General features: G+C 70.2%; 21 protein-coding genes and 2 tRNA genes. 6 read left to right on the forward strand and 17 right to left on the reverse strand.

The features are described from left to right. The first annotated feature begins 72 nt into the window (after positions 1 to 72). Positions 73 to 1,134, forward strand: a complete 1,062-nt coding sequence (locus OM076_RS03885) for a rod shape-determining protein (protein ID WP_270038090.1) — start codon at positions 73 to 75, stop codon at positions 1,132 to 1,134. 28 nt (positions 1,135 to 1,162) lie between these two features. Next, positions 1,163 to 1,252 (forward strand) — tRNA-Ser (locus tag OM076_RS03890). Here the strand turns inward: OM076_RS03890 and OM076_RS03895 are convergent. After that, positions 1,215 to 1,814 carry a TetR/AcrR family transcriptional regulator gene (locus OM076_RS03895; protein WP_270038092.1) on the reverse strand — a complete coding sequence of 200 codons (600 nt, stop codon included), beginning with the start codon at positions 1,812 to 1,814 and terminating at the stop codon, positions 1,215 to 1,217. The two genes, OM076_RS03890 and OM076_RS03895, sit on opposite strands and share 38 nt — an antisense overlap. Before the next feature lie 74 nt (positions 1,815 to 1,888). On the opposite strand from OM076_RS03895, the gene OM076_RS03900 reads away from it, so the two are divergent. Continuing rightward, a complete protein-coding gene (locus tag OM076_RS03900; RefSeq protein ID WP_270038093.1) occupies positions 1,889 to 2,473 on the forward strand; it encodes a cupin domain-containing protein in 585 nt (194 codons plus the stop codon). Further along, positions 2,451 to 2,524: transfer RNA gene (locus OM076_RS03905), tRNA-Arg, on the forward strand. The genes OM076_RS03900 and OM076_RS03905 overlap by 23 nt, the downstream gene beginning before the upstream one ends. Positions 2,525 to 2,562: 38 nt before the next feature. On the opposite strand, the gene OM076_RS03910 is transcribed toward OM076_RS03905, so the two are convergent. The 4 genes from OM076_RS03910 to OM076_RS45845 all read right to left on the reverse strand — a co-directional run bounded on the left by OM076_RS03910 (position 2,563) and on the right by OM076_RS45845 (position 5,240). Beyond that, a complete protein-coding gene (locus tag OM076_RS03910; protein ID WP_270038094.1) occupies positions 2,563 to 2,706 on the reverse strand; it encodes a hypothetical protein in 144 nt (47 codons plus the stop codon). A 112-nt stretch (positions 2,707 to 2,818) separates the two neighbouring features. Then, positions 2,819 to 3,436 (reverse strand): hypothetical protein, encoded by a 618-nt coding sequence (locus OM076_RS03915; RefSeq protein ID WP_270038096.1) that lies wholly within the window; start codon positions 3,434 to 3,436, stop codon positions 2,819 to 2,821. Between the two features lie 756 nt (positions 3,437 to 4,192). Next, positions 4,193 to 4,738, reverse strand: coding sequence for a VapC50 family PIN domain-containing toxin (locus OM076_RS03920; protein ID WP_270038098.1), 546 nt, complete (start codon positions 4,736 to 4,738; stop codon positions 4,193 to 4,195). 40 nt (positions 4,739 to 4,778) lie between these two features. Further along, entirely contained in the window at positions 4,779 to 5,240 is a 462-nt protein-coding gene (locus tag OM076_RS45845; RefSeq protein WP_270038099.1) for a helix-turn-helix domain-containing protein, read from the reverse strand. A 296-nt stretch (positions 5,241 to 5,536) separates the two neighbouring features. Here OM076_RS45845 and OM076_RS03930 point away from each other — a divergent pair, with 296 nt between their 5' ends. Next, a complete protein-coding gene (locus OM076_RS03930) occupies positions 5,537 to 5,683 on the forward strand; it encodes a hypothetical protein (protein WP_270038100.1) in 147 nt (48 codons plus the stop codon). 87 nt (positions 5,684 to 5,770) lie between these two features. On the opposite strand, the gene OM076_RS03935 is transcribed toward OM076_RS03930, so the two are convergent. Together OM076_RS03935 and OM076_RS03940 are read right to left on the reverse strand one after the other, a co-directional pair. After that, on the reverse strand, positions 5,771 to 8,575 hold the full coding sequence (locus OM076_RS03935; protein ID WP_270038101.1) for a WD40/YVTN/BNR-like repeat-containing protein: 2,805 nt from the start codon (positions 8,573 to 8,575) through the stop codon (positions 5,771 to 5,773). A 345-nt stretch (positions 8,576 to 8,920) separates the two neighbouring features. Then, positions 8,921 to 9,055, reverse strand: coding sequence for a hypothetical protein (locus tag OM076_RS03940; RefSeq protein ID WP_270038103.1), 135 nt, complete (start codon positions 9,053 to 9,055; stop codon positions 8,921 to 8,923). Between the two features lie 129 nt (positions 9,056 to 9,184). On the opposite strand from OM076_RS03940, the gene OM076_RS03945 reads away from it, so the two are divergent. Beyond that, a complete protein-coding gene (locus OM076_RS03945) occupies positions 9,185 to 9,724 on the forward strand; it encodes a TetR/AcrR family transcriptional regulator (protein WP_270038104.1) in 540 nt (179 codons plus the stop codon). A 57-nt stretch (positions 9,725 to 9,781) separates the two neighbouring features. On the opposite strand, the gene OM076_RS03950 is transcribed toward OM076_RS03945, so the two are convergent. The 10 genes from OM076_RS03950 to OM076_RS03995 form a co-directional block, all read right to left on the reverse strand. Beyond that, complete coding sequence (locus OM076_RS03950) at positions 9,782 to 14,110, reverse strand: ThuA domain-containing protein (RefSeq protein ID WP_270038105.1); 4,329 nt, start codon at positions 14,108 to 14,110, stop codon at positions 9,782 to 9,784. Positions 14,111 to 14,402: 292 nt separating this feature from the next. After that, positions 14,403 to 15,299 (reverse strand): 3,4-dihydroxy-2-butanone-4-phosphate synthase, encoded by an 897-nt coding sequence (locus OM076_RS03955; protein WP_270038106.1) that lies wholly within the window; start codon positions 15,297 to 15,299, stop codon positions 14,403 to 14,405. Continuing rightward, positions 15,296 to 16,087: an ABC transporter ATP-binding protein gene (locus OM076_RS03960; protein ID WP_270038107.1), complete on the reverse strand. Its 792-nt coding sequence runs from the start codon at positions 16,085 to 16,087 to the stop codon at positions 15,296 to 15,298. Before OM076_RS03960 ends, OM076_RS03955 begins: the two co-directional genes overlap by 4 nt. Continuing rightward, positions 16,074 to 16,862, reverse strand: coding sequence for an ABC transporter ATP-binding protein (locus tag OM076_RS03965; protein ID WP_270038109.1), 789 nt, complete (start codon positions 16,860 to 16,862; stop codon positions 16,074 to 16,076). The genes OM076_RS03960 and OM076_RS03965 overlap by 14 nt, the downstream gene beginning before the upstream one ends. Beyond that, positions 16,852 to 17,703: an ABC transporter permease gene (locus tag OM076_RS03970; RefSeq protein ID WP_270038111.1), complete on the reverse strand. Its 852-nt coding sequence runs from the start codon at positions 17,701 to 17,703 to the stop codon at positions 16,852 to 16,854. The genes OM076_RS03965 and OM076_RS03970 overlap by 11 nt, the downstream gene beginning before the upstream one ends. After that, positions 17,673 to 18,617, reverse strand: coding sequence for an ABC transporter permease (locus OM076_RS03975; RefSeq protein WP_270038112.1), 945 nt, complete (start codon positions 18,615 to 18,617; stop codon positions 17,673 to 17,675). The genes OM076_RS03970 and OM076_RS03975 overlap by 31 nt, the downstream gene beginning before the upstream one ends. Then, entirely contained in the window at positions 18,614 to 20,146 is a 1,533-nt protein-coding gene (locus tag OM076_RS03980) for an ABC transporter substrate-binding protein (protein WP_270038114.1), read from the reverse strand. Before OM076_RS03980 ends, OM076_RS03975 begins: the two co-directional genes overlap by 4 nt. Continuing rightward, the gene (locus tag OM076_RS03985) at positions 20,143 to 21,237 is read right to left on the reverse strand and encodes an LLM class flavin-dependent oxidoreductase (protein WP_270038116.1); all 1,095 of its coding nucleotides are present in this window, start codon (positions 21,235 to 21,237) and stop codon (positions 20,143 to 20,145) included. Before OM076_RS03985 ends, OM076_RS03980 begins: the two co-directional genes overlap by 4 nt. 3 nt (positions 21,238 to 21,240) lie before the next feature. After that, positions 21,241 to 21,783 carry an NADPH-dependent FMN reductase gene (locus tag OM076_RS03990; RefSeq protein ID WP_270038118.1) on the reverse strand — a complete coding sequence of 181 codons (543 nt, stop codon included), beginning with the start codon at positions 21,781 to 21,783 and terminating at the stop codon, positions 21,241 to 21,243. Next, positions 21,780 to 22,256 (reverse strand): flavin reductase family protein, encoded by a 477-nt coding sequence (locus OM076_RS03995; protein WP_270038119.1) that lies wholly within the window; start codon positions 22,254 to 22,256, stop codon positions 21,780 to 21,782. Before OM076_RS03995 ends, OM076_RS03990 begins: the two co-directional genes overlap by 4 nt. Between the last annotated feature and the right edge of the window lie 65 nt (positions 22,257 to 22,321).

A 22,321-nucleotide genomic window follows, 5' to 3' on the forward strand; every position in this document is an offset into this window, starting at 1 on the left:
CTTAGAGTACGCCCCCGGTTCTGGGAGATAAGGCCCGGCTGATCGCCGGTCGTGTGCTTAGGTGATCGCGCGATGGCCTTGAACCTGTTCGGAGGGGCCGGCCGGCGCCGGAACGTCGGCCGTTTGCGGTCCGGTGGCGACGTGGCCGTCGATCTCGGCACCGCCAACACCGTCGTTTACGTGCGCGGGCGCGGGATCGTGCTCTCCGAGCCGTCGGTCGTCGCGATCGACCAGCGCACCGGCGAAGTGCACGCCGTGGGCGCCGACGCGCAGCGGATGATCGGCCGCACCCCCGCCACGATCTCCGCCGACCGGCCGCTGCGCCACGGCGTGATCGCGGACTTCGAGGTCACCGAGGCGATGCTCCGGCAATTCGTCGGCAAGGTCCTGAACAACCGCTTCGCGCGGCCGCGGATGGTCATCTGCGCGCCCTCGGGGATCACCGAGGTCGAGCGGCGGGCGGTCGAAGAGGCCACTTTGAGTGCCGGCGCCCGTGAGGTCCACCTGATCGAGGAGTCCCTGGCCGCCGCGATCGGCGCCGGGATCGACATCGGCGAGCCCGTGGGGCGGATGGTCGTCGATATCGGCGGCGGGACGTCGGAGGTCGCGATCATCTCGTTGGGCGGTCTGGTCGTCGCGAAGTCGCTGCGGGTGGGCGGGTACGACCTCGACGACGCGATCACGAACCACATCCGGCTCGAGCACCGCATGGCCATCGGCTCCCAGAGCGCGGAGGCGATCAAACTCGCCGCCGGGTCGGCGATCCCGCTGGACGAGGAGATCGAGACGTCGATCCGCGGTCGCGATCTCGCGTCAGGGCTCCCGCGCGAGATCCTCTTGACCTCCGAGGAGGTCCGCCAGGCGATCGCCTCACCGGTCGCCGAGATCATGGCCGCGATCCACGCCACCCTCGAGGAGACCCCGCCGGAGCTGGCGGCGGACATCACCACCGAAGGCGTGCTGCTGGCCGGCGGCGGGTCGTTGTTGCGCGGCTTCGACCGGCGTGTGGCGGCCGAGACGGGCATGCCCGTGCGCGTCGCCGACGACCCGCTGGCGTGCGTCGCGACCGGCGCCGGGATGTCGCTTGAAGAGCTCGACAGCCTCCCTCGCGGGCGCCGTCACCGCACGGGCTGAGGCCGCGGTCTCTACACTCCGCGGACCGGGACAGGTGGCCGAGAGGCTGAAGGCACTCGCCTGCTAAGCGAGTATGGGGTTTATAGCTCCATCGCGGGTTCGAATCCCGCCCTGTCCGTGAGCCCTGGATACAGCGCGTCGACCACCTGCTGAGGCCATTCCGGCCCGGGGCGGCCGCGCTCGTAGTGGCGGGTGAAATAGCTGCCCAGGAGCGCGTCGGCGGCGACGTCGATGTCGAGTGCCGGTTTGAGCTCTCCGCTCTCGACGCCCTTTCGGAGGATGCGCCGAAAGCGCTCGACGGCCGGACCGATCATCTGCTGCCTGGCCGCCTCGAGGATCTCGGGGTGGGTCTGCGCCTCGACCAGAACGGTCGCGGTGACCGTCGGGTCGATCCGATTTCTGACCGCCTCCAGGGCTTGGACGAGGCCCTCGCGCGTTGAGTTGGTCTCCGGGTCGGGCGATTGGGCGTTCATCCGGCCGATCGCGGCGAGCGCCAGTGCCGCGGGCGTCGCGTAGCGGCGGTACACGGTCGTCTTCGCCACCCCCGCACGCGCCGCCACCCCCGGCACGGTCATCCGCTGGATCCCCTCCTCGACGAGGATCGCCGCCGCGGCCTTGACGATCGCGTCATCGATCTCGGGATCGAGCGGCCGTCCGCGTTTCGCAGTCTCTTCCGTCACAGGGGTTGCAGGCTAGTGGTGAATTACGCTACCGTTAGTTTCGATACTCAGCGTAGCGAAAGGTGATCTCGAGCATGTACCCCCACACGATCGACAACGGCCACGGCGAGCGCATGACCTTCCTCGGCGTCGACGGCGACCGCCTCCGTTTGACCTCGACAGTCGACCCGGGCGCCGGCCCGCCCATGCACATCCACCACCTCCAGACCGAGACCGTGCGCGTCGAGCGCGGCCGCATCGGCTACGTCGTCGCGGGCGGCACGCCCCAGTTCGCGGGCGTGGGCGAGTCCGTCACCTTCGAACCGGGCGTCGAGCACCGCTTCTGGAACGCCGGCGACGACGAACTCACGCTGGCCGGCGAGGTCTTCCCGGCCGACAACCTCGAGTTCTTCCTCTCGGCCATCTACGCCTCCGTCGCCGCCCACGGCGGCCGCCCCGGAGCCCTCGACGCGGCCTACCTCCTCACCCGCTACCGCACCGAGTTCGCGATGACCGCGATCCCCGCCCCGGTCCGCCGCTTCGTCCTCCCCCTCCAGGCGCTCTTCGGCCGCGCATTCGGCCGCTACAGCCACTTCGCCGACGCCCCGACCCCGGTCAACCGCCCGATGAGCGCTACACTCCCCGGCCGCACGACCAGCGCCCGTAGCTCAGCTGGATAGAGCGTCGGTCTACGGAACCGAAGGTCAGAGGTTCGAATCCTCTCGGGCGCGCTCCTCTGAAAGCCCTGCAATCGCAGGGCTTTCGTCGTTCAAGGGCCGGGAGCCGCTCTCGGCGGCGCCCGAAATCGTGCCCACATCAGCCGGCCCTCGGCGAACGAGCGTCGCACGGTGAACACGCCGGCCGCCAGGTCGACGTCGAACCACTCGGCGCCGAACGCCTCCTCGGGCCTCACGCCCGTGCCGACGCTGAAGATCGCCAGCGGGCCGAACGGACCGAGCTCGACGGCCAGCGCCTCGTCCTCGTCCCAGGTCAGGAACGGCTGGAACTCGACGCGCTCGTGTGTCCTATCGCACCATTGACCGCCACTCAGTCATGGTCTCAGCGTCGAGGATGTAAAGAGCTTCAGGGCCTCCCACCACCGCCTTGATCGGGAGAGTTCGACCTGAGAGGTCGATATCCGTTCGCTGACAGTTCTGACTAGGCGACGACACCACGCTCTTGAGGTCCTCCCAGCGTAGGTAGACCCGTCCTTCAGGTAGCGAGCGAGGGTACGGAGCAAGTGCGTTATCGACGAGCCTCTGCAAACTCGCGTCTAGCCCGCCGTACTCGACGCGAGGATCGTCGATCGCTCCCCGCGCCATGCGAAGGAGAGCGAGTCGGATGTTGTCGTTGCACGCGTCCCTGGATAGACCCTCCCAGCTGTTGCCCGAGACGTCGCCCTTTACTTCAACAAAGAAGGACGCCCCGAAGTAGTCAGGCTCGATGCGCTTGAAGTTCTTTGGACCCACGGGCGGCGGAGCGTCCCGGTAGAGCGATCCATCCCGAATCACGGAGGTCCCCCTCCCGTCCCAGCGAAGGTCGAGCTTTAGTGCGCCCGGGGGCTCATTTCTCTCAAGCGCCAGATTCAGGCGCGAGATCAGTTGTTCTGCGCTTCTCTCGGGCTGACTCGGTGCTCTCGCCATCTGTCCCCCTCGTCCTCTCGATGCGTAGCACTCTCCGATTATCGCCTCAACGTGCCGACGCGAGAGCGTCCGCCACGTTCATGCAGGGCGGTCCACGCGCGCCCTTAACGCGTGACAACTCTCTCCACAACGATCAAGCGGCCTGCGGCCGCGGCCGGGCTGCGCGCGGCTCGCGTTGCTCGCCGTGTTCGCCGGCCAACACCGGGAGCGCCAGCGTCGCAGGAGGTCGCCGATGACCAGCTCAAGGACCGCGAGGGTTACGGCTAGCTCCGCCACGAGTACTGCCCGAAGGGTCGCCAAGACGCAGACGGCTGGCAGGCGGACCGGGTCTACTTCCTCGCCTTCTCCCCTCGCGGGGACCGGATCCGTCCCTTTACCGCGAGGTCGGCCAGCCAGCCGAGGAGTGTGCCCGATCGCGAGAAGACCGCGGGTGCGCGGCGTGCCCGCAACGCGCCCAGTCGCTTCAGACGAGCCCGAATCAGGCGCTGTCCACGGCGGCGTCAGCCGCGCCGCAGAGCCAAGTGTGTGCCGCGCACACCCGGTTTTCAGCCGACGGAGCCCAAGGTCAGAGGTTCGAATCCTCTCGGGCGCGCTTCAAAAGCCCTGCTTACGGGAGGGTCTGTTGTTTGTGGAAGTTCGATCGGGCATGAGCATGTCCCGATTCGTCCCGAACCTCTTCCGGCCCACGGCCCACGGCCCGCGGCGGGCGCGCGGTCGCGATGCGGGCGCCGTTCTGGACGTGGCGTGTGGGTGCTCCTAGCGGAGCGCGGCTGCGAAGCGCGGGACCGTGACCGCGAGTCGGTCGAGCAGCCCATCCTTCGTCATCGGCGGTCGCCGGAGGACGGCGGCCTGCCGGTCCACGACCTCTGCGACGACGGATCGCGAAAGCTCGTAGAGGTCGAGCAGGAAGTCGTCTGGATGAATCGCCTCGATGGCGAACGGTTCGCAGGCCTCCGGCGGGAAGTCCTTGAGGTTGAACGTCACGATCGCCTGCGCGTCGCTTGCCACTGCCGCGGCGAGGACGTGGCGGTCTTTCGGGTCGTTGGTCATCGCCGGCTCGAGTCGAGCAATGCTGTCGTCCGTCACCGCCGCGCCAACGAACGCTGCGTCCATGGCAGCCGCCAGTCTGGCGGCCTGGCCCTCGGTGGCTCGGCCGTCGAGCATGAGGTTGCGGACAACCTCATCGAGGACGCGCTCGCTCCAGTACGGGTCGTAGAGCTCCGTCTCGGCGATGCGCAGGAGCGTGTCGCGCAAGGGGAGCGGATAGAGCACGTTGGCGTCGAGAACCGCAGCGAACGGCATCGACTGCTGAGCCTAAGCTGCGCGTCGGCGGCTTCTCGGGTTAGCGGTAGCCGCCCTCAAGCTCTTCGGACAAGCGCGTCAGCTCGTCCAGCTTCTCGCGGCGGGTCCGCGCCCGCTGCTCGCGGTAGTCGAGGACGTCCTCGATCCGCACACGGCGATGCGTTCCGACCTTGTGATGGGGAATGTTCCCCGCATCGAGCAACTTGACTAGATGCGGCCGCGAGACGTGCAGGATGTCCGCGGCCTCCTGGGTCGTGAGTTCCCTGCCGTGGGGGATGAGCGTCATCGTCTGCCCGCGCGCCATGCCCTCGACGATGACCTTCAGCGCGTTGAAGGCCGATGCCGGCAACGCCATCGTCTCGCCGTCGGGCCCAACGAGTCGTGCGGTCCCGTGCTCGCGGAGGATGCCGTCGAGTCGGCCGCGGAGCGCCTCAATCGCCTCGCCCTCATCAGGCGTCGAGTGGAGCAGCGTGTCGGGCAGTTGAAGGGGTGAGCCAGTCACAACCTGTCACAGCATAGTCGCAAACGAAACGAACGCAACAACCGCAACAACCGATACGCGCAGTCAGTGTTGCGCTCGATCCACGGCCACTTCACCGCGGCGCTGAGCGCCTGCCAACACCAGGACGACGAGCGCAGCAAATGCACTCGGCAAGCCGCCCACCCTCCCGGCCTCGCGGGTGGCCCCTTATCCGATTGCGATCGGTCGACGACGCGGGCAGAATTCGCGCCGGGTCAGAACGAAGTGTGACTGAAACGGGCCGGGGCGCGAGATGGGCCTACCGCGCGGCATCATCGATGCCGATCCTCGTCCTGTTCGCTCTCCTCGCCGCGACCCGCCTCGATGCGAGCTACGACGTGATCACGACCCTGATCGTCATCGGGTTCATCCCGCTCGTGCTTGACGTGATCGTGTTCCTCACAACGCTCGACCTCGACACGTAATCTCGCTCGAACGGGCAAGGCGGCGTGCGGTTGAGCGCGTGCCTGCCGGCACGCGCTCACGCACTTCAGGGCCGCGACCGGGTCGCGCTAGGGGGTCGTCGTGGACAGGGTGAACGTCAGCGTCTTGCTGTAGCTGCCGGTGCGCAGCGGCTCGTTCGCGCCGATCGGCTGGCGCAGCCCGATCGTCACCGGGTCGTGGCTAACCGGGACGCTCCAGGTCAGCAGGCTCAGGGGGTCCGCGGAGACCGGGCCGAACGCTCCGCCCGGACCGGCGGCGGGCGAGCTGGCCTGCACTTGGACCGGCTGCTCGAGCGTGAAGGAGCCGTTGACCAGGTGTCCCGCGGCGGGGCCGGTGTCGCTCACCGAGAGCGCGGCGTCGCCGGCGGTGCTCACCACGTCGGCGGTGACCGACGTGTCGTAGCTCTTCGCCACGCCCGGCGTGAAGGCGCCGAAGCTCCCCGGCGTGCCGAGGCTCAAAGCGAGCGTCGCGGGCACGGACCCGCCCGCTCCTCCGCCCGTGACGGACGTGGAGAGCGGGAGCGCGTAGACACCGCGCCCGTAGTTGGCGACGAACAGCGTCGAGTGGTCGCCGCTGAAGGACAGGTCGAGGATCGGCGCGTTCGGCATCCCCTCGCTGAGCTTGTACCAGTGGGCGCCGTCGTCGCTGCTTTCGAACACGCCCACGTTCTCGCCGACGTAGAGGACCCCGGTGGGCTGGTCGTAGAGCACGTGCCAGACCGGCGCGTTGGGCAGGTCTGAGCTGATGTTGTGCCACGTGGCGCCGCCGTCGGTGCTCTCCCAGACGTTCGCCGCCCGGTCGCCCTCCTTGTAGCTCGAGAAGCTGGCGTAGACGTGGGCGGCGTTGGTCGGGTCGACGGTGATCGAGGTCACCCAGGTCCCCGGCAGGACGCCGGCGCCGAGGCGCGTCCACTGCGGATTGGCGGAGGTGGCGTTCGTCGTTTTCCAGACGAGGCCGGTGTCGGTGCCTGCGTAGATCGTGCTCGCCGGGGTCGTCGCCGTGCCGGTCGTCTTGGCCGGGGCGATCTGCGTCACCGCGCCGTACTCGTTCGCGTAGTAGGTGTCGCGATTGATCTCGTTCTGGGGGACGACGCCCGGCAGGCTGGCCGGGTCATCGGGAGTGGCCGGGCTGATGATCGTCCACGCGTTCACGACGCCCTGGCCCGAGCGGGCGATCGACGTGCCGCCGACGTAGACGACGCCCGGGTCGGCCGGGTCGAGGACCATCGGCATCGCGACGGAGACGCGGGTGTCCAGCGGCCACGACGGGGTCGAGAAGTTCGACGACGTGCTGGACGTGGAGCCGGTGGCCGCCGCGTCCACCCGCCGGGCGCAGCTGATCCGCGGCGGCGTGGGCTGCAGGCACTCGTAGTAGCGCAGCTGGTTGGTCGGGTCGATCTGGACCTCGAAGCCGTCGCCGCCGCCGTACTGGTTCCAAGCGGAGAGGTCGGTGGGCTCGACGCCCGGCGTCCACGTGCGGCTGGAGCCGTTGTCCTGCAGGCCGATCGCGAGCCGCTGCGCGTCCTGCTGGGACACCGCGACGTGGTAGGGCTGCGTCCATGGCTCGACGGACCCGTGCAGCCAGTTGCGCTTGGTCGCCAGGCTCGAGGTCGGAAGCTGGCCGTTGGGCTGATCGCCGTTGGTCGTCGACGCGTAGACACCGCCGTCGTTGCCCACGAAGACGTGCTTGGGCACGCTCGGGTCCCACGCCATCGCGTGCTGGTCGGCGTGCAGCGTGTCGAGCGCGAACGTCTTGGGCTGCACGACCGCCGAGCTCCACGCGGTGTTGTTGACCCACGTGTTGCCGCCGTCGGCGGTCTCGCGCATGTCGACGTCGGCCGCGAACACGTGGTTCGCGTCCGCCGGGTCCACCCACAGGCGGGAGAACACCCACTCGTAACCGCCGGTCGTGGTGCCGGGCTCGCCACCGCCGCAGGTCCAGGTCGCGCCGCCGTCGTTGGACACGTAGAACCCCTTGTCGGGACCGTTGGCCTGTGCGAAGACGATGTAGGCACGGTTGGGATCGTTCGGCGCGAAGGCCATGCCGATATGGCCGAGGTCGGCGTCGGCGTTGAGGCCCGACTTCGTGGCATCCCAGCTGCAGACCGGACCGTGGACGTCGGAGTTGTCGAGGCGCGTCCAGGTCTTGCCGTCATCGGTGGAGCGGTACAGGCCCGAGTCGACGCCTCCGTAGTAGAAGCTGCCGTTGTTGCGGTAGTGATCCCACATCGACGCGAGGATCACGTGCGGGTTGCCCGGCTGCAGCGCCACGTCGACGGCGCCGTCATGGTCCCCGGTCGGGGCGAGTGCGAGCTGCCACGTCTGGCCGCCGTCGGTCGAGTGGTAGAGACCGCGCTGGCCGGAGACCCAGGTCAGCGAGCCGGTGGCCGCCGCCCACACCTCCTTCGGGTCATCCGGGTTGACGACGATGCGGCCGAACGCCCCGCTGTCCGGGAGCCCGGAGAGCTGCCAGCTCGCGCCGCCGTCGGTGGACTTGTAGAGGCCGTCGCCCATGAACGTCGACCCGCCACCGGACGGGTTCGCGCCCTCGCCGGTGCCGGCGTACAGCGTGCCGTCGGACCCGCGGGCGAGCGCGCCGACCGCCTGGTTGTTCCCGGTCGGCCAGGCGGGCGTCCAGACGTTGCCGCCGTCGGCCGACTTGAACACGCCGCCGCTGCCGACGGACGCGTAGACGGTGCTCGGGCTCGTCGTCGGATCGACCGCCAGGTCGGTCACGCGCCCGCCGACGTTGGACGGGCCGGCGAACTGCCAGCGCGAGCTCGCGGCCTCGGGCAGAGCCGCGGCCTGCGCGGTCGCCTGCTTGACCTGATCCTGCGTGACGCTTTGGCCCGTCGAGGCCTCGAGGTCGAGCAAGGACTGCGGGCCGTCGCTGTCGACGGCTCCGGGAACGCCATCCCAGACTGGCGGCTCGCTGCTGTGCTGCGAGGAGTGTGTGACGGTTGTCGACCGCGTCGTCGCGACGACCGCGACAACAACGACAGCTAGCAACAAGGTCGCGATGCGTTTCACGGGACTCTCCACCTTCGAGGGATCGAGGCACAGGCTGTCCGAGCTGTGGCCAGATGTCTTCTTGCAGCTGTCAGACGATCGCTCGCGCAACTCCTACAAACGGGGTGTAATCGACGTTAGTTCGCCTCTCATGCGGACATTTATGAACGCACAGTGACACCGACAGTACGTAGGAATATGGCGCGCGTCTCAGAGGCGGTCCGCGAACGCGGCGATCCGGCGGCCCGCCTCTCGCAGGCGGTCCTCGGGCTCGTTGGTGAAGATGAGCCGCACGAGATGCTCACCGAAGTCGTCGGCGGCCCCGGCACCCGCGCGCCCGCTCACGGAGGTCGTCGAGATCGAGCCAGTCGGTGGACCGCCGCTGGAACCTCGCCATCCAGGCGCTGTTCGGCGGACTGAGAGGGCCTAAACTGAGAGACCCTGTCCGGAACGAGCGAAGAGGCTGACACCCGCTTGCGGCGCGCAGACGCCCGCCGCAACCGCGACACGATCCTCGAGACTGCCCGTGACGCGTTCGCGGAGGGCGGCAGCGCGGTCTCGATGGCCGAGATCGCGCGGCGCTCCGGGGTCGGGATGGCGACGCTGTATCGCAATTTCCCCAACCGCCAGGCGCTGCTGGAGGCGCTGTACCTCGGCAATGTGAGAGAGCTCGCGCGCTCCGCCGAGGACCTGAGCGACCGAACGCCCTGGGACGCGCTCACCATCTGGCTGCGCGCGTTCGCGACCTACTTCGCGACCAAGCAGGCGATCGCCACCGAGTTGCTCGACCACGGCGACGCCGGCGACCCCGTCTTCACCGACAGCCGGAAAGCGCTCTTCGCCGCCGCGCAACCGCTCCTCGAACGCGCTCAGGCATCGGGGGACGTGCGCGCCGACGCCACGCTGGATCAGGTGATGGACATGATCGTCGGCATCGCCAGGATCCCGTCCTCGCAGCCCGGCCACGTCGACCACATCCTGGACATCGCGCTCGACGGACTGCGCGGCCGTTAACAGACGGCGGGGCGCCGCTCTCGCGAGCGACGCCCCGTCGGTCCTACGTCAAGCGAACTACGGCGTCGTGCCGACGCCCGGGCCGGTGAACTCGACCCAGTTGAGGTTGAACAGGTTGCCGCCCGTCGCGCCGTTGGTGACGGTGCGGAACACGAGGAAGTACTCGTGCGTGCCCGCCAAGGCGCCCGTCGGGGCGATCGGGAACGTCTGGCTGGTCCAGGTCGCCGCGGCGCCCGTGGAGACGAGGTTGTTCGTCTGCACGATCGGGCCGGTGGTCGGGTTGTCCTCGCGGATCTCGACCGCCGCGAGCGGGGAGCCCGCGGTGCGACCGTCCGCCGCGTCCGCGACGCGGTAGGTGATCGAGTTGATGGTGTCCAGGTTCAACGGGCCGTTGAGCTGGATCCAGTCACCCGCCGCGAGGCTGCCGCGGTGCACGCCGGTGGTACCCGGCGCGCTCGGACCGCCGTCGTTGTTGTTGCCCGTGTTCGTCCCGGACTGGTTGACGGCGAACTCCACCTCCTGATGCTTCTGGCGGATGTTGTGCTGCGCGGTCGTCGAGAGCGACGGGGTGCCGCCGACGCCGCCCTTGTCGGCGTAGGTCGCGCTGACGATGCCCCACACGTTGCCGCCATGGCTGACGTCGCCGGGGAGGGTGTGCAGGACGCCGGTGCAGCCGGTCGCGCCCTCTTCGGCGTGACCGTGGTTGTCGTGGCCGAGCACGAAGGTCACGGCGACCCTCGAGCAGTCGATCGCGCCGTCCTCGGGGTCCGTCACCGTGACGGTGTACCCGACGTTCTGGCCGAAGCTGAACAGGCCACCCTCGACCGGCGTGTTGACCGTCACCGTCGGCGAGGTGTTGCCGGCGGTGATCTTCAGGCTCGCCGCGGCGGTCTTGCCCGACGAGGCCGTCACCGTGAGGACGGCGGTGAAGACGCCGGCCTTCTCGTACACGTGGGTCGGGTTCGGGTCGGTCGACAGCGGGGTGCCGTCGCCGAAGTCCCAGCTGTAGCTGATCGACTCGCTCGGCTCGGGCGTGTTGGACCCGACGCTCGAGAACTTCACCGTCAGCGGCAGCGCGCCGTCGGTCTTGTCGGCCTTGACCACGGCGACCGGCGGGCGCTGGCCCTTCTGGTAGGACCACTTGAAGATCGCGGCACCGGGGTTGATGTTGAAGAACCCGTTGCCGTAGGTCATCAGGTAGAAGTCGCCGTCGGAGCCCCAGAACATGTCCATGGGGTTGGTGCATTCGAACGGCGTCGTCGGCGAGCCGAGCGTCGCCGCCGTCTGCGCGGTGCAGTTCATGAACTGGTTGATCTTCTGGACGTGGTTCTGGGAGTCCAGGATCAGCTCGCGCAGGGTGTTCTGGCCGAACTCGCCGAGCACGATCTTGTCGTCGTAGTACGGCGGGAACTTCGTCGTGTTCGGGTTCAGCGGGTCGTACTTGTACTTCGCGATGCCGTGCGGAGCCACGCCGCCCGTGTAGAGATCCGGGAACAGGCGCGGGCACGGGGTGGTCGAGCCCTTGGCGATCGGCGCCGTGTTGGCGTCCGGGCCGTACTCGGTGAAGCACGGCGTGCCGAGCGGGGCCGAGGTGGTGTTGTCGCGGTAGGAGTACCAGACGTCCGGGGCCGTGAGGGCGGGCGTCTGGGTCAGGCCGGGCTCGATGCCCGGGCCGCCGTTGGTGTTCCAGTAGTCGTTGTTCGGAACCGTCGCGCCACCGCACGAGTACGGCTGCGGGGTCTGGCCCGCCGGCACCGGCTGGTGGGTGAGCGCGTTCATCGGGACCTGGAGGTTCACGTTCCAGGGGTACTCCGGCAGGTCGGGCTTGAAGCAGTACGGCCAGCCGTAGTTGGCGGGGTGACGCACGATCTCGTAGCGACCCGTGCCTGCCGGGCCGTGGTACTGCTGCGGCGTCTGCGAGTCGGGCGAGTAGTCGCTGACGTACGCGACGTCGTTCTCGTCGACGGTGATCCGGAACGGGTTGCGGAAGCCCATCGCGTAGATCTCCGGCCGCGTCTTGGCCTGCGGCGCGCCCCCGACGAGCGGGAACAGGTTGCCCTTCGGGATCGTGTACGCGCCGTTGCCGTTGCCCGTGAGGTCGACCTTGTTGAAGTCGGCCGGGGCGATGTCGCCCTCCTTGATGTGGATCCGGTTGACCTTGCCGCGCAGGTCGTTGGTGTTCAGCGCGGAGCGGGCCGAGTCGGTGTGCGGAGCGCGGAACCAGCCGCCCTCACGCGTGGTGACGATCGCCGCCGCCGGCGTGGTGCCGGTCAGCGTGCCCGTGTTGGCCGTCAGCTGCGCGACGTCCTTCTCTTCGTAGATGCCCTTGAAGAGCACGGTCTGCGCCGCGGTGTCGACGGTGCCGGTACCGGTCACCTGCACGTTGCCGGCGCCGACGTTGGGCAGCGCCTCGAGCGCCGTCTGAATCGCGGCCGCGCTCGCGTTGGAGGCGAGCGGAGCGGTCGTCTGCGGCCCGGCGCCCTGGCTGAGCGTCAGCGTGAACGTGCCGCCCGTGGCGCCGTTGAGGCGCACGGTCTGCGTGTCGTCGTACTTCTGGTCGATGCTCTGGCCCCAGGAGCCGGCGTCGCCGCTGCCGGCGGCGCTGTCGTCACCCGTGACGAACCAGAGGTTGTTGTGCTTGTCGAAGGCCATGTCGCCCGCGACGTGGCAGCACGCGCCACGGTTGTTGTTGACGCGCAGGATCTGCTGCTCGGAGCCCATGTCCAGGTGCGCGGCGCCGTTGCCGTCGTCGACGAACTTGAAGCGGGAGAGCTGGAAGTAGCCGATCCACTGATCCCACGCGCTGAGGCTCGCGGCCGCGGCGGGAGCGGAGCCGATCGGGTCGGTCGTCACGGTGTGGCCCGTCGTGCCGTCGGCGAACTTGATGTTGTCGACGGTCGGCGGGGCGTAGTAGACGTAGACCCAGTGGTCGGTGGAGAAGTTGTTGTCGATGCCCGGCCCGTAGAGGCCGTCCTCGCTGTTGGTGTAGACCGGGATGGTCGCGATGGTCGACGTGATGCCGGTCTTCGGGTCATGCAGGCGCAGCGTGCCGCGCCGTGAGGTCTGCAGGATGCGCCCGTCGGGGAGCTGCGTGAAGCTGACCGGCTCCTCGAGGTTCGGGTTGCGGGTGACCGGGGTCTGGACGTAGTTGGCCAGGACGGTCGCGCCGCAGTCGCTGGTGATGGGGTCGGCGACGCCCGCGGTCCAATCGATCGCGCCCTTGAGCAGCGAGGCGAAGCTGCCGCCGCGGAAGCTCGTGGAGGTGGACCCGACACCGCTGTAGAACGAGCGCCCGTTCTTGAAGTCCTTGCACCACAGGACGGGGTGATCGGAGCCCATCGTGCCGCCGGAGATGCCGTTCAGCGCCGGGCCCTGCGGCTGCGCCTCGAACGGATCCTCGACCACGGTCGCGAGCACGTGCGAGAAGCCGCGCACGTTGCTCGAGTAGTTGTAATAGACGTCCTGGTGGTTCCAGTACTCCGGCAGTGACTTGGAGGCCTCGTGGACCTTGTCGGCGACGACGACCGTCGCCGCCTGCGAGCCGCCCGCGGTCGTCGTGGAACGGGTGCCGAGGACGTCGGTCAGGAACTGCCAGCTCGGGTCGGTCTCGATCGCCGAGCCGATGCCGAAGAAGCCGCCGCCGCGCTGGTAGTAGCGCTCGAACGCGGCGCGTTGGGCGTCGGAGAGCCCGCTGCTCGCGCCCGTGTCGAGGAAGATCACGGCGCGGTAGTTGTCGAGCGTGGCGTCGGTGAACATCGGCTTGGCGTCAGCCGGCGCGTCGACCGTGAACTGGTTGTCGCCGCTGCTGGCGTCCGCGACCGCCTTGATCGCGCTGATGCCCGCGCGGGTGATCGCGTCGTCGGTGTTCGTGAAGACGAGCACCTTGAACGCCTTCGTCTCAGGCGTCGGCGTGGGCGTCGGCGTTGCCGTCGCGGACGGGGTCGGCGTCGGCGTCGGGATCACGCTCGAGGCCGGCGTCGATGGCGTCGGCACCGGCGTCGCAGTCGGGCTCCCCGCCGGGCTCGTGAGCGACTTCTTGACGGTCACGCGGCGAGCGGAATAGAGGCACGCAGCCTTTTCGCCGCTGAACGTCGCGCAACCGCGGACGTAGTACGCGGCCTCCGCCAGCTTCGTCGGAAGCTTGACCTTGACCTTGTAACTGAGCGTCTTGCGTGACTTGACGCTGACCTTCGCGCTGCCCACCGTCGTGGCGGCCCCGCTCTTCGTGCGCTGCAGCGTGACCTTGATCGTCGCGCTTCGCTTCTTACTGGTCGAGTTGGTGACCCGGCCGGAGAGTGTGAAGCTCGCGCCCGGCGCCGCCGTGGTGGGCGGCGCGCTGATCGAGTTGAGCTTCGTCGGCGGCGTCTTCGTTGCCGCGGCTGCCACCGAGTCGACTGACCTCGCCTGGGCTGCTACTGGCGCGAGCAGCGCAAGGGCGACGGGGACGACCGGGGCCAGCCGGTGTGCTGATGAGAACAAAAGCGACCTCCTCCCGAGGACTGCGAGCGGCAATCCGATACCCCCACTCGCATCACTACGGGCGAAAGACTAAGCAATTCCATGCAAAAGATCCAATCTAACGGCGCGAATCATGACCACTTATTACGGTCCAACGGACAAAAGTGAGAAGACCGTGTTAATTGCTGGTGACACGTGTGAGCATCGTGCGCCCCTCAGGTCAGGGACCGGACCGCACCGTCCGCCCCACGCCGAGCGCATCGAGGATCGCGGCGGCCAGCGACTCGTCGGGTTCGCGCCGCGCGCAGCGGTCCAGCCCGGTCACGAGTTCGTCCTCGGCACCGCGCAGATAGACCAGGACGCCGGCCCGGGCCGCGGCGATCTCCCGCATCGCCTCGCCCAGCCGGACGGCGCAGTCGCAGACCAGCGAGCCGAAGCGCTCACCCGCCGGGCACGCCGCGTGCACGCGCACCAGCGGCTCGACGGCGGCCGCGGGATCGCCGTGGACCAGCGCGAGCTGATGCCGGTCAGGGTGCTCAGGCGTCGCGAAGGCCGCCGCCCGGAAGTCGCCGTGGCGCGTCGGGAGACGGGCGTCGGCCAGCCGCAGGACCGCACCCCGAAGATCGTCGGCGGTGAGGAACTCGAGGTCGTGGCGATCGGCGAAGCGGCAGGCCTCGACCGTGCCCGCCGGCGCCCCGTCGTCGTCGAGCAGTTCCGCGACCGCCGCCGCCGGGCGCAGACCCGCCAGCCGCGTGAGCCGCACGCCGGTCGCGGCCGTCGCGCGCACCGGGAACACGTGGCCGGGGCGCACGAGGTCCGAAGGGCGCGAGGCCCGATCGGCCAGCACGCGCAGCGTCCATGCCCGGTCGGTCGCGGACACTCCGGAACCGGCCCGCGTGGCGGCGTCCACGCCGAGGCCGTCGGCCAGCTCGAGCCGGTCGAGCAGCGCCGCGTCGGCGGCGAAGCGGAGGATGCCCGACGTATGGCGGACGACGTGGGCGATCCAGGCGGGCGACGCGAGCTGCGCCGCCGCGACCAAGATGCTCTCCTGACCGCCCAGGACGATCGGCCGCCCCGACGACAGGGCGTCGACCGCCCGCAAGAGGCGCTCGCTCATGCCACCGCCGCCAGAGCCGCGGCCGGCGCGGCGGCGAGGAGCAGCCGCGTGTACTCGTGCTCCGGCGCCGCGAAGACCCGCTCGATCGGCCCGTGCTCGACCACCGCGCCCTCGTACAGCACGACGACGCGGTCCACGACGCCCGCCATGCTCGCGAGGTCGTGGGAGATGATCACGAGCGCCGCGCCGAGCTCGTCGCGCAGCTCGCCGAGCGTGCGCAGCAGCGCGCCGCGGTTGCTCGCGTCCAGCGCACTCACCGGCTCGTCGAGCAGGATCAGCCGCGGCCGCGTGACCAGCGCGCGCGCCACGGCGACCCGCTGGCGCTGCCCGCCTGAGATGTCCCCGGGGATCCGCTCGAGCAGTTCGGGGCCGAGGCCGACGAGCGCGAGCGCCCGCTCCGCCTCCATCCGCCGCTCACGCGCGCTCAGCCGCCCGCGCACGGCGAGTCCTTCGGTCACGGTCTGCGAGATCCGGACGCCCGGATCGAGCGAGCGCAGCGGATCCTGGAAGACCAGCTGGATCGCTCCCGAGCGGCGGAACGCCCGGCGGCGGCGCCCGTCGCCGAGCGCCACCAGGTCGGTCGCCTCGTAGCGGATCGCTCCCGCCGAGGGCTTCACGAGCCCGACCACGCTGCGCGCGAGGGTCGTCTTGCCGGACCCGGTCTCACCGATCACGCCGACGATCTCGCCGGGTGCGACGTCCAGGTCGACGCCGCGCAGGACGTCCTGGGCGCCGAAGCGCACGCGCAGACCGCGGATCTCGAGCAGCGCGGAGCTAGGCGACGGCATGCACGAGCCCTCCAGGAGCGCCGGCCGCGAGCAGCGAGCGCGTATAGGCATGTTGCGGCGCCGAGAGCAGCTCCGCCGTCGGCGCCGTCTCGACGATCTCGCCGTGACGGAAGACCGCGATCCGATCGCACAGCTCGCTCACGACCGCGAGATCGTGTGACACGAACAGCAGCGAGAGCCCGAAGCGTGCCCGCAAGGAGCGCAGCAGCGCGACGATCTCCGCCTGCGTCTTGACGTCCAGCGCGGAGGTCGGCTCGTCGGCGATCAGCAGGTCCGGGTCGCAGGCGATCGCGATCGCGATCATCACCCGCTGCTGCATCCCGCCCGAGAGCTGCGACGGGATCTGCCGGCGCACGACCTCCGGCCGGCGCAGTCCGACCGCGGCGAACAGCTCGAGCACCCGCGCACGCGCCTCGCGGCGCGACAGCCCGCCCTTGACCCGCAGTACCTCGCCCAGTTGGCGCCCCACCGGCAGTGACGGGTTCAGGTACGACGCCGGGTCCTGGAAGACGGCACCGACCCGCGTCGAACGCAGCTCGCGCCACCCGCGGGCGTCCAGCGTCGTCAGGTCGACGCCGTCGAAGTCGATCGACCCGGACGCGACCGCGCACGCTCCTGGCAGCACACCCAGGATCGCGCGGCACGTGAGCGTCTTGCCGCTGCCGGACTCGCCGACCAGCCCAAGCGCCTCGCCGCGCGCGACGGTCAACGACGCGCCGTGCACCACTTCACGCCCGCCGGCCGTGACCCGCAGGCCCCCTACGTCAAGCAGCATCTTCCACCCCCGAGCGAACCTGCAGGCGGTCGCGCAGGCCGTCGGCCAGCGCGTTCAACGACCAGACGGTCAGGCCGATGAACAGGCCCGGCCAGAGCGGCGCGAGCGTGTCCTCGGCGAGGTACTCGACGTTGGAGGCGAGCATGCCGCCCCACGTCGGATCGGGCGCCTGCACGCCGAGGCCGAGGAACCCGAGGCTCGCCGCGGCCAGGACGGCGAAGCCGGCCGACGTCGCGACGGTCACGGCGATCGTCGGCAGGACCTTGCGCCAGATGTGGTGGCGGATGATCCACCAGCGCGATGCCCCGAACAGCCGCGCGGCCTCGACGTACTGCGTCTGCGCGAATCCCAGCGTCTCCGCGCGCGAGACGCGGAAGAAGCGCGGGGCGAGCAGGACGCCGATGGCGACGATCGCCGCCGTCAGCCCGTCCGTGAACAGCCCGGCGACGGCGATCGCGAACACGATCGGCGGCAGGCTCATCAGCGAGTCCGTGAAGCGCTGGAGCGCGAACTCCGTGCCGCGGCCCGAGAACGCCGAGAGCACGCCCGGCACCGCGCCGAGCGCGAGCCCGACGCCGACCATCGCCAGCGCGCTCAGGACCGACGGCCCGGCACCGGCGAGGAGCCGGGAGAGGACGTCACGGCCGTTGTAGTCCGTACCGAGCACGTGCCCGGCGGAGCCGGCGCGGGCGAACGTGCCGTCGGCGTTCATCCCGAGCGGGTCGTGGGGCGCCAGCCGCGCGCCGAACACGGCGACGAGCAGCACGACGCCGAGCACGGCCAGCGCCACCCGCGAGTACCAGTCGCGCATCACGCCCTCCGCGTCGCGGGTCGCAGCCACCCGAGCAGGCCGTCGACCGCGAGGTTGGAGACGAGAACGATCGCGATCGTCACCACCAGTACGCCCTGGATGACCGGGATGTCGTGGTTCGTCGCCCCGTTGAGCGCGAGCTGCCCCAGGCCCGCCAGCCCGAAGATCGACTCGGCGATCACGGCGCCGCCCAGCAGGGTCGGCACCGCGAGCCCGAGCACGGCGACCGCGGGCGCGGCGGCGTTGCGCAGCGCGTGGCCGAAGAGCACCCGCCGCGGCGAGAGGCCGCGAACGCGGGCGCCGAGCACGAAGTCCTCGTCCAAGGTCGCCACGAGCGAGGTGCGCAGCTGGCGCGCCACGCTCGCGGCGACGGTCAGGCCCAGCGACCCGCCGGGCAGCGCCATGTGTTGCAGCCAGGCGACCGGGTCCTGCGTGAACGGGATGTAGTCGCCCGAGGGCAGCCAGCCGAGGGTGACCGAGAAGAAGACGATCGACATGATCGCCAGCCAGAACTCGGGGATCGTCACCAGGACGGAAGCGACCGCCGTCACCGCCCGGTCGACCCACCCGTCGCGGCGCACCGCCGCGACGATCCCCGACGTGAACCCGACCACGACCGCGACGACGATCGCCACGATCGTGATCGAGAGGTCCACGGGCAGCCGCTGGCCGATGCTCTCGGCGACCGGCACGTCGCTGAAGTACGACACCCCGAAGTTCCCGTGCACCGCGCCCGACAGCCACGAGCCGTACTGCTCCAGGAAGCCGCGGTCGAGCCCCCACTCATGGTTGAGCCGGGCGATGTCGGCCGGTGTGGCGTTGTCGCCCAGCTTCTGCGCCGCCGGGTTGGCGGTCGCGAGGTAGGTCATCGCGAACACGATCAGGGTGCTGATCAGCGCCACGGGCACCGCTCCCAGCACCAGCGTGCGGCCCAGCCGTCTCATTTCGCGAGTCGCACCCCCTCGAGCCGCGCCGCGACGATGTAGGGGCGCAATCCGCTGACCTTCTTGGTCGCGAGGAAGACCGTCGGCTGCGTGAACAGGAACACGACCGCGCTCTCCCGTGCCGCCCGTGCCGTCGCCTTCTGCAGCGCCGCCGGGTACTCGGCGCTGTCGAGCGGGTACTGCGCGGCGTCCTTGAGGTCCTTCGTCAGCTCCGGGCTCGCCTTGCGACCGGGGTTCAGCAGGCCCTCGGCGCCGTACTGCACGTTGAGCATCTGCAGCGGCGATTCACGCCCGACGATCCCGTTGGGGTTGAACGCGACGTCGTGCTTGACGTAGACCCGCTCCGCGGCCTGCGCGAGCGGCAGCGTCTTGAGCTTCGAGCGGATCCCGGCGGCCGCGAGCTGCGCCTGGATCTGCTCGGTCAGCGCCTTGTAGCCGAGCGCGTCGAAGTACGTGATGTCGATGTCGAGCCCGTTCGGATAGCCGGCTTCGGCGAGCAGCTGCTTGGCCTTGGCGACGTCGTGCGGGTAGAGGTTCGCGACCTCCTCGCTGTAGCCGACGTAGCCCTTCGGGAAGGGCTGGAACGCCGGCTCCCCGAGCCCGCCGTTCTGGGTCTTGATCAGCGCCTCGCGGTCCAGCGCGTAGTTGATCGCCTCGGCGACGCGATGGTCCGTGTACGGCTTGAGCGCATCGTTGATCTCGATCGAGGCCGCCGACAGGCTGGGGAACGTCGAGACGTTCAGGCCGGCGCGCTTGGCCGCCGCGATCTGGTTGCCGGTCGAGCTCGCGATGTCGATGCTTCCGCTCTGCAGCCCGGCCAGGATCGCCTGCGGATCGTTGAGGTAGCGCAGCTCGACGCCGTCGAGGTGGATGTCCTTGGCGTCCCAGTACGTGGGGTTCTTGACGAGCGTCGACGAGCCGTCGGGGACGAAGTTCGTCAGCTTGAACGGGCCCGCGCCGACCGGCTTGCGCGGCAGCTCCTTGATGTCGCCGTCGAGCGCCTTCGGGCTGACCTGCATGCCGGCCTTGCCGCCGAGGACGAGCGGCAGCCCGTAGTCGGGGTAGCTGAGGTTCAGCCGCACGGTCGAGGGGTCGACGACGTCGACGGACTTGACCGAGTCCAGCAGCTGCGTGAGCACCGAGCCGGGCTGGTTCTTCGCCCGCTCGAGGTTGCGCTTGACGACGGTCGCGTCGAGCTTGGCGCCGTCGCTGAACGTGACGTCCGGCCGCAGCGTGAGGACCAGCTTCAGTCCCTTGTCCTCGAACTTCCAGGCGCTCGCCAGGCCGGGTGTCGCCTGGCCCTGCTGGTCGATCTGGATCAGCGCGGCGTAGACGAGGCCGAGGTGGCGCACCTCGTTGCCCGCCGCCGAGGTGACCGGGTCCCAGGACGCGTTGGCGTTGATCGCCCAGCGCAGCGTCCCGCCCTCGGCCGTCGAACTGGCGGTGCCTTGGCTCGCGTTCTCGCTCGCGCTCGACCCGCAGGCCGCGACGGTCAGCGCGACCGCCGCCAGTGCCAGGAGCCGCCTCACGCGAGCTGCCCTTCGCGCTCGAGGACCCCGGCGCGCACGCGCGGGATCAGCTCGCGGCCGTAGTCGACGGCGTCGTCGAGCGGGTCATAGCCGCGGATCAGCAGCGTCGACACGCCGAGGTCGACGTAGTCCAAGAGCGCCTCGGCCACGGTCTCGGCGGTGCCGACGAGCGCGGTCGAGTTGCCCAGCGCGCCGGTCGCCGCGGCGAGCGACGTCCACAGCGCGCGATCGTGGCGCTCCCCGCGCGCGGCGGCGTCGAGCTGGCGTTGCGAGCCGGCCGTGGCCGGGCCGTCGCCGAACCCGCGCCAGCCCTTGATCGGCCCGCCGCCGGCGGCCTTCGTGGTGTCCAGGATCCGGTGCGCGCGCTCCCACGCCTCCTCCTCGGTCGCGCCGAGGATCGGCCGGAAGGAGACGCTGATGCGCGGCGGCTCCTCGCGCCCGGCGGCCGCCGCCTCGGCCTTGATCCGAGCGATCTCCTCCTCGATCTGAGCGAGCGGCTGCGCGAACAGCGCGTAGACGTCCGCCTCCGCGGCGCCGACCGCGTACGCGTCATCCGAGGAGCCGCCGAAGTAGATCGGGATCCGCGGCTCCTGGAACGGCTTGACGTGGCTGACGTAGTCCTCGAAGCGGTAGAAGCGGCCCTCGTGCGAGAACGGCTCCTCCTCGGTCCACGCGCGCTTGAGGATCTGCAGGTACTCGCGGGTGCGGGCGTAGCGGTCGGCCTTGGCCAGGTAGTCGCCGTCGCGGCGCTGCTCGGCGTCGAACCCGCCGGTGATCGTGTGCAGGGCGATGCGACCTTCGGCGAACTGGTCGAGCGTGGCGAAGGCGCGCGCGGCGACGGTGGGGAACGTCACGCCCGGGCGGTGCGCGACGAGATAGGCCAGCCGCTCCGTGTGGGCCGCGGCGTAGGCGGCGACCTGCAGGTTGTCCGGGGACGCCGACGAGTAGCCGATCAGGACGCGGTCGAAGTCCGAGTGCTCGTGCGCGAGAGCGAACTCGCGCACGTACTCGCGGTCGATCAGCGGGCCGTCGGAACGGCGGGTCTCGGAAGCGTCCTGGGTGGCGATCAGGCCGATGAGCTCTACGGGCATGGTTCAGGCTCCAGTGCGTGGTCTGGCCGCCAGCGGGGGCGGGCCGAGGTGGGTGGGAAGGGCGTCGGCCAGGGCGACCAGGCCGGCGAGCAGTTCGTCGAGCACGCGCTCGGCGCGCTCCGTGGGCGCGCCGTCCTCGAAGTCGCGCGAGGTGAGGTAGACGCCGGTCGGCGCGGCGACGGCGCCGAACCACGCGAGCACGTCGCGCAGGTGCCAGTCGGCGCCGAGCGAGTGGTGGTCGGTCGCGCCCATCGCGACGATCGCGACCGCCTTGCCCTGCAGCGCCTCGACGGGCAGCAGGTCGAGCAGGTTCTTCAGCGCGCCGGTGTACGTGCCGCGATAGACCGGGGTGGCGAGCAGGACGGCGTCCGCTTCCGCGATGGTGGTCAGCGCCGGAGCGTCCGGCTTGACCGTGCCCGCGAAGGGCAGGGGATGCTCGGCGAGGTCGATCAGCGTGGAGGGCGCGGCGGCGCGATCCAGCGCTTCGGCGACCGCGCGCCGCAGCCGGCCGGGGGGCGTGACGCTGCCCACGACGGCGGCGATCATCGGTCCTCCAATCCGGTGTAGGCGCCGCGGTAGAAGAGCAGCGGGGCGGACGGCTCGTCCGGGTGCTCGACGGTCAGCACGCGGCCGACGACGATCCGGTGGTCACCGCCGTCGGCGATGTCGTGCAGTTCGCATTCGAGCGTCGCGAGCGCGCCGTCGAGCAGCCCGTCGCGGTGCGCGACGTCCTCCCAGGTGGCGCCCCGGCGGGCGAAGCGCTGCGCCAGCTCGCGCTGGCGCTGGTGCAGGACGTTGACGGCGAAGCGCCCTGAGTCCTGCAGCGCCGCGAGCGTCAGCGACTCGTCGCGCAGGCAGACGAGCAGCAGCGGCGGCTCGAGCGAGACGGACGCGACGGCGTTGGCGGTGCTCCCGTGGCGGCGGCCGTCGCTGCCGGCGGCGGTCACGACGGTCACGCCGGTCGCGAAGTGGCCCATCGCGGCGCGCAGGCGGCGGGCGGGCACGGTCACCGCGATCATGGACCAACCTTCGGTCCGTGGGTCCCTGGGCCGTGCGTGTGGGCCCTCGCCAGCGGGTTGCCAGG

The organism is Solirubrobacter ginsenosidimutans, from assembly GCF_027587205.1.